The 15,439-nt window shown below is 38.0% G+C and carries 9 protein-coding genes; 5 read left to right on the forward strand and 4 right to left on the reverse strand.

Going from position 1 to position 15,439, the window contains the following annotated elements; translation table 11 throughout:
• Positions 1-185: 185 nt before the first annotated feature.
• Positions 186-1,745 carry a sensor histidine kinase gene (locus JIV24_RS07340; RefSeq protein WP_200464380.1) on the forward strand — a complete coding sequence of 520 codons (1,560 nt, stop codon included), beginning with the start codon at positions 186-188 and terminating at the stop codon, positions 1,743-1,745.
• Between the two features lie 7 nt (positions 1,746-1,752).
• Here the strand turns inward: JIV24_RS07340 and JIV24_RS07345 are convergent, their stop codons facing one another.
• Both JIV24_RS07345 and JIV24_RS07350 read right to left on the reverse strand, forming a co-directional pair.
• Positions 1,753-3,393: a carboxypeptidase-like regulatory domain-containing protein gene (locus tag JIV24_RS07345; protein ID WP_200464381.1), complete on the reverse strand. Its 1,641-nt coding sequence runs from the start codon at positions 3,391-3,393 to the stop codon at positions 1,753-1,755.
• A gap of 4 nt (positions 3,394-3,397) precedes the next feature.
• Positions 3,398-3,763 (reverse strand): BlaI/MecI/CopY family transcriptional regulator, encoded by a 366-nt coding sequence (locus tag JIV24_RS07350; RefSeq protein ID WP_200464382.1) that lies wholly within the window; start codon positions 3,761-3,763, stop codon positions 3,398-3,400.
• A gap of 246 nt (positions 3,764-4,009) precedes the next feature.
• Between JIV24_RS07350 and JIV24_RS07355 the strand changes: the two genes are divergently transcribed.
• From JIV24_RS07355 to gap, 4 genes are all read left to right on the forward strand, one after another.
• Complete coding sequence (locus JIV24_RS07355; RefSeq protein ID WP_234445743.1) at positions 4,010-7,300, forward strand: YCF48-related protein; 3,291 nt, start codon at positions 4,010-4,012, stop codon at positions 7,298-7,300.
• A gap of 210 nt (positions 7,301-7,510) precedes the next feature.
• A complete protein-coding gene (locus JIV24_RS07360) occupies positions 7,511-7,978 on the forward strand; it encodes a hypothetical protein (protein WP_200464384.1) in 468 nt (155 codons plus the stop codon).
• A gap of 225 nt (positions 7,979-8,203) precedes the next feature.
• The gene (locus JIV24_RS22635; protein ID WP_262896392.1) at positions 8,204-8,332 is read left to right on the forward strand and encodes a hypothetical protein; all 129 of its coding nucleotides are present in this window, start codon (positions 8,204-8,206) and stop codon (positions 8,330-8,332) included.
• A gap of 246 nt (positions 8,333-8,578) precedes the next feature.
• On the forward strand, positions 8,579-9,586 hold the full coding sequence (gene gap, locus JIV24_RS07365) for a type I glyceraldehyde-3-phosphate dehydrogenase (protein ID WP_200464385.1): 1,008 nt from the start codon (positions 8,579-8,581) through the stop codon (positions 9,584-9,586).
• A gap of 57 nt (positions 9,587-9,643) precedes the next feature.
• Here the strand turns inward: gap and JIV24_RS07370 are convergent, their stop codons facing one another.
• Positions 9,644-10,651, reverse strand: a complete 1,008-nt coding sequence (locus JIV24_RS07370; RefSeq protein WP_200464386.1) for a PorP/SprF family type IX secretion system membrane protein — start codon at positions 10,649-10,651, stop codon at positions 9,644-9,646.
• Between the two features lie 18 nt (positions 10,652-10,669).
• Entirely contained in the window at positions 10,670-15,232 is a 4,563-nt protein-coding gene (locus JIV24_RS07375; protein WP_200464387.1) for a T9SS type B sorting domain-containing protein, read from the reverse strand.
• Positions 15,233-15,439: the final 207 nt, after the last annotated feature.

Here is a 15,439-nt window from a genome sequence, read left to right on the forward strand (position 1 = left end):
CATTAAACAACTATTTTTCAGCAGCATTCAAGCCCTTATTTTTATATAAAAACACCTTTCTGCTAATCTTTTTGGCCAATTCATTGTTGCTAAATAACAACAGGGCTACCTGACAAAGGGAAAACAAAATGATTTCATGTCATTGAACTGGAATTCATTAATTGTAAATCAAAATTTGGCGAGGGGTGGAAGGAGACAATTACACATATCAGCAACTGATAGAGGAATGTCAGAGCCTCAGGCAAGAAATAGAACTTTGCCGCAACAGCAGCTCTACAATTGAAGAATCGACCTCTAGCCTAAATGCTTTAATAAACAATCAGGAAGCTTCCATTTGGTCTATTGATAGCCAATACAACTACGTTATTTTTAACAACCATTTCAAAGATGCTTACTTACAAGCTTTTGGCCTTAAAATTAAGAAAGGGCTTAATTCGCTTGACGTATTAGATCATGAGTTAAAAGAGTTTTGGAAAGAAAAATACGATCAGGCTCTTAACGGACAACAGATTGACTTTGAATTTACTAACAAAGCAGATAACAAGGATTTTATATTTAACGTATCACTTAATCCGGTTATTTCAAACGGTATAGTAATTGGTGTTGCAGCCTTAAGTGTTGATGTAACGCAGCAAAAATGCGCAGCAAATATATTGGCCGAAAAGAATGCCAATATGCTTTCGATAATGGACAATACCCTGGAGAGTATATGGGCCATTAATACGTCTTATGAAATACTATTTACCAATTCTGTTTTTAAAAATGAATTTTATCACAGCTTTGGCGTTATGCTCGAAAAAGGTGTAAACCTGTTAGAGTCGCTACCCGATGCACTTCGGCCAATTTGGAAAAAACGATATGACAGGGCACTCAGCAATGAGCGTTTTTCGTTTGTCGATGCCATTGATGTTGGCGACAAAATATTTTATGTTGAAGTATCGATGAACCCAATGCTACACGACGAAAAGGTGATTGGTGCTTCTTTTTTTGCAAATGATATTACGGAACGTAAAGCTGCCGAAGATGCCTTAATCGAAAATGAGCATCGCTTAAAAGAGCTCAATAGCACCAAAGACAAGTTCTTCTCAATTATCGCGCATGATTTAAAAAGTCCTTTTAATAGTATTGTTGGCCTGAGCGATTTACTTGTAGTCGAAGCCGAGAAAGGGAATGATATTAGCGAGATTGCCAGAATTGTTCAAAAGTCATCGCACCAGGCTATGGATTTGATCAGCAATTTACTTGAATGGTCGAGAACACAATCGGGCAAAATTGATTTCAACCCTGAATATTTTGAAGTTTGTCACTTATTAAATCAGGAGATTAAGGCCCACAACACATATGCCAGGCAGAAAAACATTAACATTAATAACCTAATAGCTAATCACACGCTGGCACATGCCGATAAATATATGATAAGCTGCGTATTCAGAAATCTACTTTCTAACGCCATAAAGTTCTCGCACCAAGGTGGTGAAGTCAATATATCCTCAAGCAAGAATGATAAGTACATCTCCTTTTCAATTATTGATAATGGCATAGGCATCGATGATGATGACATAAATAAGTTATTTGTGATTGATCAAAACCACTCAACACCAGGTACAAAAAATGAACAGGGAACTGGCTTGGGATTAATCTTATGCAAAGAGTTCATTGAGATGCACAAGGGGCGCATATGGGTCAATACAAAAAATAAAAAAGGCAGCGAATTCTGCTTTTCACTGCCCATTATATCCTTATAATTAACAATTAATCAAACTCAACCGGCACAATCAAAGTAGTAGAAACAGGCTTACCACGTTGCTCACCAGGCTTCCAGTCATTCAATTCAGAAATAATCTTTACAGCATGTTCGGCTTCTTTTTCATCCCAACGGTTCAATGCTTTTATATTTGATATGCCTCCTTTGGCATTAACCATAAACTGAACATTTACAACCCCGTTCAGGTCTGTCTTTTCTTTGGCATTGGTAATCCAGGTATACAAACTGGCAAAATAACCATCCATACCCCCTTTATAACTCGGCATATCTTCTACCACATAAAATACCGGTTTTCCATCTTCTGTCGGAGGTGGTGGAGGTGGCGGAATCATTTCTTTCTCCTTCTTTGTTGCTGATGGCGGAGGCGGAGGCACCATCTTCCCTTTATACTTGGCTCGATAAGCTGAAGGATCTAACTCGTAAGCGATTGGTGACAGTGCAATGTAAAGATCCTTTCCTTTTTCAACCTTAACTTCCCTTGTATTAAATCCAACAAAAGACACAACAAGAATATCACCTTCTGAAGCCGGCACTTCAAAGCTACCATTCATATCAGCAACAGTACCGGTTGTAGTTCCTTTAATTACTATACTCGTGCCCGGTAATGCTCCTTCCACAATCTTTAATTCTGGCTTTTTGTTTCTATCCTTCTGAATATGCAAGGTATCAGACACAACTATCCTGCCTTTAACAGTAAATGTTTCTTTCTTATCCTGAGTCGTTTTATTATTTACCTCTTCAGGATTAGAGGAATACTCATAAACAGGCTCACTAAAAGCCCATAGCAAACCGCCAATCAATGGCAGTACCAACAGCAACTTTAACAATCGCCATTTGGATTTTCTGTTGTTTTTCATCATTTTTAATCGTCGTTTATTTTGGGAGAACCGGAAGTGATTGGCTAGCACTGACGCTTCCGCTCCCATTGTTTCACATATAATGTGTTGAATGTATTTTTCTTTCTGGAATCCTTCATTCAGAACTCCCTGATCAGCAATAAACTCTAAATTCTGTTTTACCAAACGACTATAGTACCAGGCAAAGGGGTTGAACCATTGAAAGACAATAAACAATTCACTCAAGATTACATCAATCCAATGATGCTGTACTAAATGAATACGCTCATGACTATATACCTCTGCATATTCAGGTGTCAGATAGGCTTCATCATTTATGAAAATCCGATTACCAAATACAAAAGGCATTTCAACCTTTTGATGAACACAAACGTTTACTCCATCAACACACAGTGCCTTAGATGACCGGAGCAGGTGTAACATTTGAATCAACTGGTGAAACAAACGCAATATAAAAAACAATGTAACAAGCCCGTAAATGCACATTCCCACCACATACCAATTAATATTGCTTGCCACCTCACTATCTACAGTAACAGCATTAACAACCTCAGGTTTTATCGGTACAAAGGCATCATCTTGTCTTATAGCCTCAACTATCACAGTATAATTGAGCTCAACAGCAGGTAATATAATTGCCATTATAAGACCTAATAAAAGGAAGAAACGGTTGGTACTATAATGTGCATCATTACGAAGAAACAAATGATATATGGCAACAAACAAAAATACGATAAGAAATGATCTTGAGAAATAAGTAAGTAGTTCCATGGTTTTAGCTATTAGATGTATGCCCTGCATCTTTCAAAAGTTCTTCAAGCTCTTCGATATCCATCTCATTATCTTTGGCAAAGAATGCTGCCAATCGGGCAAAGCTTCCTCCAAAATAGTTTTTCAACAGATGCTTCATTTGGTAGGATGAATATTCCTCTTTACTAATCAATGGATAATACATATATATATTCCCTACCTTTCTATAATCAACAATCTCTTTCTTTTTAAGCACTTTAAGAACCGTAGCAACCGTATTATATGCTGGCTGTTTATCTTTAAATCCCTTAAGAATATCTTTTACAATTCCCTCTTTCATTTCCCAGAGAATATGCATTACTTCTTCTTCAGCTTTTGTTAATTGTTTCATTTTTGCAGTATCAGAGTAAAAATCCTAAGAAGCAAGATTACTTACCTCACTCATTGTCTAAATATAAATTGTACTACAAGTATAATACTATATTTTTAGTATTTCAACTATCTTTATAGTATTTAATGTGCTTTTTTTCTAAAACACTTCCCACAAACAACTTTAAAGCTTTCAAGCATGCGTTAGCTATAAAAATGTTTATCTTCGATTTTATCTATTTAAATTTTCACCCCAAATCATATTATGATGATAAATCGACCTTTAGGAAAACTCACCACCATCCTCCTGGTGAGTGCATTATTACTTGGTAATGCAACTGCTTTCGGGCAAAAGAAAAAAAAGAAAGATGCAGATGAAAATAAATCTGCCATTAACAGTGAATTAGTTTCAGGCCTAAAATTACGCAATATCGGTCCGGCTTTTACTTCAGGACGAATTGCTGATTTTGCCGTTAATCCCACCAACCATTCTGAGTATTATGTAGCCGTAGCCAGCGGAAACATCTGGAAAACAACTAACAATGGTATTACCTTCAAACCTGTGTTTGATAAGTATGGCTCGTACTCTATCGGTTGCTTAGCAATGGATCCGAACAACAGTAACGTGGTTTGGGCCGGCACAGGAGAGAACAATCATCAACGTGCTTTAGGATACGGTGATGGTGTATACAAAACTGTTGATGGCGGCAAGTCATGGGAAAATATGGGTTTGAAAGAATCTCGCCAAATTGGTATGATTTTAATTGACCCACGCAACTCCGATGTCGTTTATGTAGCTGCCGAAGGTTCAGCCTGGGGAGCAGGTGGCGAACGCGGTTTATACAAAACTACTGACGGTGGCAAGAACTGGACTAAAGCCCTAGACGTTAGTGAAAACACCGGTATTAATAATATTATTTGTGATCTGCGTAATCCGGATATACTATATGCCACATCAGAGCAACGCAGACGCCATGTACACACTAAAATTGGCGGCGGTCCTGAATCGGCTGTTTATAAATCAACTGATGCCGGACAGAACTGGCGTAAAATTATGAAAGGCCTACCTTCAGAACACATTGGAGGAATGGGTATTGCAATCTCACCTCAAAATCCTGATGTACTTTATATCATTGCCGACGCAGCTAATAAATCAGGTGGTTTCTTTCGAACGACTGATCGTGGCGAATCATGGAACAAAATGAGTGATCACCATTCAAGTGGCCAGTATTACAATGAGATATTCTGCGACCCTGTTGAATTTGACAAAGTGTATTCTGTTGAAACATTCTCTCATGTCACTAAAGATGGTGGTAAAACCTGGGCTAAATTAAGCACGAAAGATCGCCATGTTGATGACCATGCACTTTGGGTTGACCCGACAGACAACAAGCACTTTATGATTGGAGGCGATGGTGGAGTTTATATTACATACGACGCAGGTAAAGCCTGGCGTCAGGTCAGCAACTTACCAGTCACACAATTTTATCGTGTAACGGTTGACAACGAAGCGCCATTCTATAATGTATATGGCGGAACACAAGATAATGCCTCACAAGGAGGCCCTGTTCGAAATACCTCTGAGTTCGGAGTAACATCTGGCGAATGGTATGTAACAGTATTTGGCGATGGATTCTGGTCGCGTGTTGATCCAACAGACCCAAATATTGTGTACAGCGAATGGCAATATGGTAACGTAGTTCGTTACGACAAAAGAAGCGGTGAGAAAATTATGGTGAAGCCACAACCGCGCAAAGATGAATTAACGTATCGTTGGAATTGGAATGCTCCATTAATTTTGAGCAAACACAATCCATCAACCATTTACATGGCTGCCAACAAGGTATTTAAAAGCACCGACAGAGGTAATACATGGGAAGTTATTTCGAATGATTTAACAGCCCAGATAGACCGTAACACATGGCCTGTTATGGGCAAATACTGGAGCGTTGACGCAGTGGCTAAAGACGTTTCAACATCGCAGTATAACACGATAGTCTCGCTGGATGAATCTCCAATTAAAGCCGGATTAATTTATGCTGGATCTGATGATGGCTTAATTCAGGTAAGTGAAGACGATGGCAAAACATGGCGTAAAGTGTCAACATTCCCAGGTGTTCCTGCACATACCTATGTCAGCGACATTTATGCTTCACGGTTTGATGAGAATGTGGTATATGCCACTTTTGATGGTATGAAAAGCGATGACTTTAAACCTTATATTTTAAAAAGTACAAATAAAGGCCAAAGCTGGACCCCTATTACCAATGGTCTTCCTGCGAATGGAACTGTACATACCTTAGAACAAGATACCGAGCGTAAAGAACTGCTTTTTGCCGGTACTGAATTTGGCATTTTCTTCTCAATTGACGAAGGTGCCAACTGGACACAATTAAAAGCAGGCATACCAACCATTGCAGTGCGCGACTTGGCCATACAAGAGCGAGAAAATGATTTGGTAATGGCAACTTTTGGCCGTGGTTTTTACGTATTAGATAACTATGCTCCTCTTCGCGAGTTGAGTGAAGAATTAACTAATAAAGATGCCCACCTATTTGAAACTAAGGATGCACCTTTATTTATGCAAACAGATAAGATTTATGGACAAGGTGCTACTTATTATGGAGCCCCTAACCCTGAGTATGGTGCAACTTTTACTTTCTACCAAAAGGAAACACCCAAAACACAACGCCAAATCAGACATGAAAAAGAAAAGGAATTGTTTAAAAACGGAGAGCGTATTCCTCAACCATCATGGGGCGAATTAGAAGAAGAAGGGAAAGAACTTCCTGCTTACTTATTGGTAACGATTAAAGATGAATCTGGAAGTATCATCCGAACTTTCACAAAGAAACCATCTAAAGGCATTACCCGTTTCAACTGGGATTTGCAATATAACAGCACTGATATTGTTAAGGCTAAAAAATTCGATCCATTCAAAAAGTCAGATGGAGGGATTTATGTTCTTCCTAGCAAATACACGGTAGAAATTGCGCAAATCAAGGATGGGCAAGCAACACAGTTAGCAGATCCGCAAATGTTTAATGTTGTTGCCTTAAACAACACAACGCTTCCGGCAAAAGATCGTCCGGCCATGGTAGCTTTCCAAAAAGAAGTTAGTGAGCTGTCTAAAGCCATGAATGGAACACTTGCTTTGGTTAATGAAATGATGCAAGAAGTTGCAGCCATGAAACAAACAGCACTGGTTTTACCAAATGCACACAAAGAAGTACTTCCTTCATTAAATGCTATTGAATTAGAATTAAACGATATTAGCTTTGCATTCAGAGGCTTAACAGCAAAAGCCAGCTGGGAAGAAATTCCACCTGCTGAAATGCCGCTAATGAATCGTCTGAACAGTATTATTTGGGCTCAAATCAACAGTACCTCTGATATTACTACTACTTCTAAAACAAGTTATAATATTTTAACTGAGAAATTCCCGGTTGTATTAGAGCAAGTGAAAGCAATTGCAGAAACTAAACTACCTGAAGCCAGAAAACAAATGGATGCGATGAATGCCCCATATACGAAAGGGCGCATTCCGCAATGGAGATAAATAAACATGATTGTGAGTGATAAGAATTGAGTGATGAAACGATATGTGAGATAATTATTCTTGTACTATTTTCTTACTCTGCTCTTACCACTCACTCCTATAGTTCGTATGACTTTTTTAAATTTTAATCTACTCTTAACAAAAACAGTAGATTAAATCAATGGGGTTTTCTATATTTACCCCCTAAACTTTAAATAATTTAAAAATAAAATGACACCAAAAGCCATTTTGCCGCACATAGGATTCGGCAGCATCAAATTCGGGATGGAAGAACATGAAGTATCAAACTACTTAGGTGATCCTGATGAAACAGAAGTACAAGACTATGGTGAAGGCGCCGAGGCCAATGTACTTTATTTCGATGAAATGGGAATTTCCATGTCTTTTGACAAGGAAGAAGATTATAAATTAGTTGAAATCTCATTTGAAACCGACAATTTTATCTTGCATGATGCCATTAAAGTAGGCATGCCAAAATCTGATTTCTTGGCAGCACTAGAGAAACTAGAAATGGGCAACTACGATATGGAAGATATGGCAGACGATGGTTTCGACGACAAAGAACTTTATGTCTTTGAAAAAGAAAATGTTAATATTTGGATGGACGAAGAAGCTGTTTCTTCCATTCAAATTGGTCCTGAATGGGTCGATGATGAAAACATTCGATGGCCTCTATAAAAGACCTCAAACTCTTTAAAGCTCTGTTAACGCAGAGCTTTTTTTTATCTCCTTCCGTTCATGTAAGAAAAACATTCATTCATGTAGATTATTGAGACATTGCCCAAGTAGAATATAATAAATGAAACCCTACAGCGCATTTTCCGTTAACTGTGTTGGAAACTAAAAGATTTTGGAGATATCGAATAATCTCCTATTTTTACAGACAAAGTAAAGGATAGAAAAATGAAAAAGATTTCGTTGATTGCAGCTGTTTTATTTTTGATGGTGTTGGGAATGAGTTCATGCAAAAGCACAGAGGATTGTCCTGCTTATGGCTATGCCGAAGTAGTTGACAATACAGAGAGAGCATAAATAATACAGTTCAGAAAGAATTACTAGTAGCATAAAAGGAGTGTATAAACTCGCTTTTATGTTACTTTTTTTGTTTTATACCACCAACGTTATCTGTGCGTCTTCCAGTCACAAATTTCACTTTCTACATTTTAAAGTTTATTAAGAAAATCATTTTCGTATTTCTTGACGTTTTAATTATGATTTGCTACTTTTGTGACGCATTTTTGAAGACCTTATCAAAACAATTCTTAAAAAAGCAATAAAATGTCAAAAATCAAGATTGGGATTAACGGGTTTGGCCGTATCGGACGTTTCGTTTTCCGTCAGGCTGTAGCTAAAGGAACAGTTCAAGTTGTTGCTATCAACGATTTGATCGATGTAGATTACATGGCTTACATGTTGAAGTATGATTCAACTCACGGTCGTTTCGACGGTACTGTTGAAGTAAAAGACGGTAAATTAATTGTTAACGGTGACGAAATCCGTGTAACTGCTGAGAGAAACCCTGCTGACATTGCATGGGGTGCTGTAGGCGCTGACTACGTTGTAGAGTCAACTGGTTTATTCTTAACTAAAGAAACAGCACAAGGTCACATCGACGGTGGTGCTAAAAAAGTGGTAATGTCAGCTCCTTCAAAGGATGACACACCAATGTTTGTTATGGGTGTAAACAACAAGAAGTACACTAACGATATGACTTTCGTATCAAATGCATCTTGTACTACTAACTGTTTAGCTCCTATCGCAAAAGTATTGAACGACAAGTTTGGTATTGTTGATGGTTTAATGACAACTGTACACGCTACTACTGCTACTCAGAAAACAGTAGACGGACCTTCAGCTAAGGACTGGAGAGGTGGACGTGGTGCTGGTCAAAACATCATCCCTTCATCAACTGGTGCTGCTAAAGCTGTAGGTAAAGTAATTCCTGAGTTGAATGGTAAGTTAACTGGTATGGCTTTCCGCGTACCAACTCCTGATGTATCAGTAGTTGACTTAACCGTAAACTTAGCTAAAGGTGCTTCTTACGAAGAGGTTTGTGCAGCTATGAAAGAAGCTTCAGAAGGCGAATTAAAAGGTATTTTAGGATACACTGAAGACGCTGTTGTTTCTAACGATTTCATCGGCGAAACTCAGACTTCTGTATTTGATGCTAAAGCTGGTATCGCTTTAACTGACACTTTCGTAAAAGTTGTATCATGGTACGATAACGAAATGGGTTACTCAGCTAAAGTATGTGAATTGATCGAGTACATGGAATCAGTAAAATAATTGATTCTCTCAATCATATTAAGAAGGCTTCCAATTATGGAAGCCTTTTTTTATCTCCTAATAACTCAAGAACTTGTAATTATGCCGCTTGTTACGTCTTTCGATTGAACAAGGAATTGCACTTTTACTTTTATCGCGACACATGCGATAATTGACTACCAATTGATAAGTATTTCCATAGGCAGAACGTGCTTTGGTTAAACCAAACTGATATTCCAACCCAACACTGAAGTTTTGATAAACTACACCTCCAGTTACAGCCATACCTAACGATTTACCAATTTTATCTTCTGTAGTATGTCGATATGAAACCAATCCCCAGGTTGCCCAATCAGGATCTGGCGTGGGCATATAAAGCTTTAAATTGGCATCCATCCGGCTATCTATATACATATTTCGTCGATACAGAAAAGTGGGTTCAATGTAAAAATCACGATCGGGAATTTTATAACTCCCCCCTGCATGAAAGTGAAAATCAGTTGTTAAGTCTGGCTCATCCTCATGACTATACAACGAATTATTTTGTGGCAATAAGTTTGTTACGCCCAGTCCAATATGATAGTCATTGTACTTCAAAAGAATACCCGTACTGGCATTAAAACCCCATCCACTTTCATTGCCACCGGATATCGCAGGATCGAAGTATTCAGGATCCAACAACTCTTGTACCTGTAATGAGCTTTGCTCAACTGTAAAAGCTAATCCAAACGACAAGGTCATGGTTCTTCGTTTGGTTTTTGTAAGTTGAAGCTCATATGAGAAAGCTTGGTGCAAGCCCATCTCGCTATAATAGCCATTTCGATCATTGTAAACATAGGTACCTGAACCCAGTTGTTGCAAAACAGGAATTTGAAAACTAAAAACCTGATATGTTGGAGCTAAATCTGTTCCAAACCATTGCTTTTGAAAAATACCAGTAGCTGTAACACAATTCTTATGAAAGGCAGCAGCAGCAGGATTCATCTGAAACAAATCATATACATATTGATTCGTCAGATAATATTTTTGTGCATATCCTAAGTTAACACACAAAAGCAATAGCAGTATTACCCTAATCTTCCTCACAATATCAACAGTTAAGGTTTATCTTTTAATCGTTAAATGACCTTTTAATACTTTATTGATTGGCATAAGCTGAATGACATACCAATAAGCATCGGACTGAACTGCTTTACCGAGGTACTTTCCATCCCAAGGAGGATCACTGGCTAAATATTCGGTTAATAGTTTACCATAGCGATCAAAAATTCGAATGATTGTATCAGGCATTCTGTCCAAGCCTCCAATTTTCCATGTGTCATTATATCCATCACCGTTGGGTGTTAAAACTGGTGGAATTTCGATATCTAAAATATTATTAAGATTGATGGTGTCAGAAGCCATACAACCATTTAAATCCTCAACAGTAAATATGTGTTCCCCGTTAGATAAATTCGGAAACACATTACTCTCTTGCAGTTCATCTTCATTGATAGCGTATTGATATGGCATTGTACCACCATTTGCCAGTACTACTACCTGTGCATAAATTGTCGTATCAAGAGCAGCAACAACCGGTGTTGGATAAACTTTTAACTGCATCGTATCTGTAGCCCAAACACAACCATCAAATGCCTTTAACCAATATATTCCTTCTTCATGCAATTCAATGGTTGGAAAAACACCACCAGTACTCCATTCATACTGTTCAAAACCAGCCGCAGCATCTATCCAAATTGTTTCAGAAAAACATATTGACGTATCATTCAGCAATTCGAGTGGAGCCGCCACTTTATGCTTCACCGTTTGTGTATCAAATCCATGACAACCGAACTCATCTGTTACAACAACCGTATTAATAGTATCCATTAAACTAGCTGTGACTAATTGAGAAGATTCTCCATTGTGCCAATCGTATGAAGCATAACCATCGCCTGCATCAAGCACCCATAATTCTAACGGACAAATAATCACATCTGGCCCTAAATCTACTTTTGGCACCGGACGCCATACTACAGAACTCGTACCTGTCCCTACACAGTCGTTTTCATCTGTTACATGTAATGAATACTCTCCATTTGTAACATTAATGCTTTGAGTAGTTTCTCCTGTACTCCAAAAGTATTCGTATGTTCCTGACGGACCCGCTAATAAAAACTCAGTTCCAGCACAGCCAATATAATCCTGAAGATTAACCTGAGGTGCTTCCAATAAAAAAACATCGACATCATCCTGTGCCGAACAACCATTTTCATTCCAAACCTCTAGTTTGTAATTACCCGACTGCGTAACAAGCAATTCATTGGAAGCAAGTGCGGGATTATCATTCCATTGGTATCGATTATGTAAACTATTGGGTGAAATACTAAGGCTAACATTTCCACAAGCAGAAATATCTTCACCTAAATTAAGCAGCGGAGCTGCATCAATATTTACCACTACCTCACCTGAAGCATCGCAATTGTTATTATCTAGCATTCGGAGTATATAAGTACCAGATTCAGTAACATCATAAGATGCATTGTCAATCAATAATATTTCTCCAGCTGATGATGCTTTGTACCAACTATAACTTTGCACATTTGCAGCTTCTGGGTTCGTTAATGTTACCAATTCATAATCACAAGCATTTTGTGGCTGACCCAAGTCAATATTTATTGGACTAATACCATTGACATTCGCCTGTTCTGTTGCTTCGCATCCGAACTCATCAACTACTGTAACAGAATACGTTCCAGAAGCATTTACCTCATATGAGGCAGTTTGCCAATCGTTGTAACGTTTTGTGTCATCTCCATTCCAATACAAGTAAGCAAATGCTGAAGTGGACGAACTAAACGACTCTACCTTAAGCTCAACAGATGTATCATCACAAAGTGATATTACTGCAGGAAGATTAACCGTTGGAAGTTCATGCTCATCAACTGTAATTCGATTGCGTTTTTGACAAGTACCAGCCATAGCTACCACTTCATAAACTGCTTCAGCCGAAACATTTGCAATTTGATTCAGATTATCATATTCTGGTCGGCCAATACCGTCAATTGTCCACGAATAAGAATCATAACCAGAGCTTGCAATAACGTCAATGGAATTGCCTGCACATAAATCTTCAGTTATTATTAAATCAATTGGGTTGGCCGTCTGGAATGTAAATATAACCTCATCACTTACCGCACACCCATTGATATCTGTAGCCTCAACCTTATATAAACCACTATTATCGATTGTAGAGTTCGTTATACTATAGAGATGAGCTGGTGATGGGTTCAAATCAACTACAGTTCCCGGGCTATTATCCGGTTCAAAAGTCCATTTAAAATCAGTATAATTTGATTCGTTGGAAATATTAATTGAAACACCAACGCACTCTTCTCTATCCGGACCTAAATTAATATTTAATGGCTCATGAAATGTAATCTGAACTTCATCATTGGTAACACAACCATTGGCATCTACTACTTCAAGCATATAATTACCTGATGACATTACATCAATTGATTGTGTTGTTTCACCTGTACTCCAACTGTAAGAATTCAATCCGGCAGGTGCAGTAATTTTCAATGAACTTCCTGCACAGGCTGATTGACTACTAAGATTCAATACAGGCAACGGAATGACCGTAATATCAATTGCTTCGGTTTTAGAGCAACCTTCAGCTGTCCAAACGGTCAACATATACACACCTGATTGCGTTGGGTTTATCCAATTTTGTGACTCATCTATATTTATCACCACACCATTTAAGCTCCATTCATAACGCTCAAAAGTGCTTGTATTTATTACTGCTTCGCCTTCACAAACCGTAGTTGAATTAATAATTATTTCAGGAACGGGAGCTATACCAATACCAACCGTATCACTATTAGAGCAACCCATTGCATCTGTTACAATCACACTAAATTCTGACGATGTACCATCAGCAACAAATTGCGATCCCGAAGCATTATCCCCATTGCTCCATAGATAAGAAGCATATATATCTTCCAAGGCATAATCAATCACCTCTCCTTCACACACTAAAGTATCATTGCCTAATTCAATTTCAGGAAAGAAGAAATCAACATCCAATGTATCTGCTGTAACACAGCCACCAAACATAACCTCGGCCTCAACCCAGTATTTTCCAGGTTCAGTTACGGTAAAAGTCCGATCGTTCGATAATACTTGCCTGCCCGTTTCTGTTGAGAACCAATTGTATGATTTCATTCCGTCTTTAGCCTCTAATTGAACTTCCTCTCCAAGACATTTATCGCCTGAGTCGCTAGCATAAAACGAATTATACGATGAAAAATATCCAAAACTGGAACCTCCTCCTGTGATATCCGAATCGCTTTCGTCAAGAATACACAAATGAAATAAACCACTTGAATTCTCTAATTGATAAGGAATACCAGTACTCAGGTTATTCAAGTTTACAGCACAACACACCCAGGCTTCTTGCCCGGTATCTTGTCCAGGAACCGTTTGCCAACTATTAATGTACTTTGACACATTAATATCGTTACCTGCATTATCATACAAACTAAAGTTCTTCACATCTTTTCGTTTAATGATAACATTGACCCAGAAGTCTCGATTAAAAACCCGTGTGAATGATACACTATTGGAGCCATTACAACTGTAACTAGGCAAAATCGCACTTCCTATTTCATTAGCTATTGTGCTGGCATTAGGGTTGACTAAACCAGTTAATTGATAGGCATAAACTTTTTTTGTTGCAAAAATAAACAAGGCATGATCCGATATATCAAACTCTTCGATTTCTCCCCTATTTAAAGCCTTTGTGTTTTTGGTTGTATTGTTTGTGAAAACCAAAGTATTGTCTTCGATAGCCATTACAAACACCTTTTGTACTGAATTTTGATTTTTATAGCTGGATGCAGATTTGCTGGTATTAATAGCTACATATTCATTTCCAATAACATTGACAGGGATTAGTTGGTCACCGATCAAATCATTCGGAAAACTATCTGTATCCTCTATGATGGCATCATCAGATATTGTTATGGCAATTCGTTTATCGGCTACAACATGAGTGCCCCCTAATGAGGCTGATGGAGAAATATCAGCACATTCGATACAGTAGGTTTGCCCTCTGTTTAATACAATATCATACGCTATACCAGCAGCATGACCTACAACATTAATTGAAGGAGTAATCGTTACAGTTGTATTATCCTCTGTAGCAACTATATCAGCTTTCTCACTGGCATTCCCTTCAAAATCAGCATTATTACCATATACATTTTGAGATGGAATAAAGAACTCAAAACCAATAGCATTATCTTCTTTAAGAATAAACTTATCAGGATTATCAACTGCACTAACATCGTAATAAGCAGTAATGTCAGCTGTAGATGTTATTAATATTCCCTTATTATTGACTTGATTGGAAGGATAATTTTCCACATCCACTTTTTTTAACTGAAAACCATAGTGGGAGTGTGCACCAATAGAGTGCATCCCAAGAACTTTTCCTCCCTGCGCAGGCAAGCTAATAGTCACAGTAGCAGGTTCGTCAAGAGAGGTAACTCTTAACACAACCGGATTATCGCCAGCACCTTCCCATACGTCGGGTGCTGCGAACCAAAATTCACGACCAATCTGTCCATTGACTGCAGTGCAGAGCATCAATAGCAGAATATTTGTAAATATTCTTCTCATTTTGGTTAATGTTAGGTGAGATGTAAGATACCGTCCAAACTCTCACTTGTTATTACCATTTGTTACAACACAATTTTATAACACCTACACTATTAATCCCCTTAGATATATGCTCCCGAGCATTCTTGATAATTAAATACGATGGTTACATTGCTAATGTTGCATTTTCAATTACATTTTTAACATCATATACTATCCAGAAACTAC

This window comes from Carboxylicivirga marina (assembly GCF_016612505.1).
GTDB lineage: Bacteria > Bacteroidota > Bacteroidia > Bacteroidales > Marinilabiliaceae > Carboxylicivirga > Carboxylicivirga marina.

Coding starts and splice junctions, on each gene's coding strand:
- JIV24_RS07345 (WP_200464381.1), bottom strand. CDS start 3,393: ATGGAACTACTTACTTATTTCTCAAGATCATTTCTTATCGTATTTTTG.
- JIV24_RS07350 (WP_200464382.1), bottom strand. CDS start 3,763: ATGAAACAATTAACAAAAGCTGAAGAAGAAGTAATGCATATTCTCTGG.
- JIV24_RS07355 (WP_234445743.1), top strand. CDS start 4,010: ATGATAAATCGACCTTTAGGAAAACTCACCACCATCCTCCTGGTGAGT.
- JIV24_RS07360 (WP_200464384.1), top strand. CDS start 7,511: ATGACACCAAAAGCCATTTTGCCGCACATAGGATTCGGCAGCATCAAA.
- JIV24_RS22635 (WP_262896392.1), top strand. CDS start 8,204: ATGAAAAAGATTTCGTTGATTGCAGCTGTTTTATTTTTGATGGTGTTG.
- gap (WP_200464385.1), top strand. CDS start 8,579: ATGTCAAAAATCAAGATTGGGATTAACGGGTTTGGCCGTATCGGACGT.
- JIV24_RS07375 (WP_200464387.1), bottom strand. CDS start 15,232: ATGAGAAGAATATTTACAAATATTCTGCTATTGATGCTCTGCACTGCA.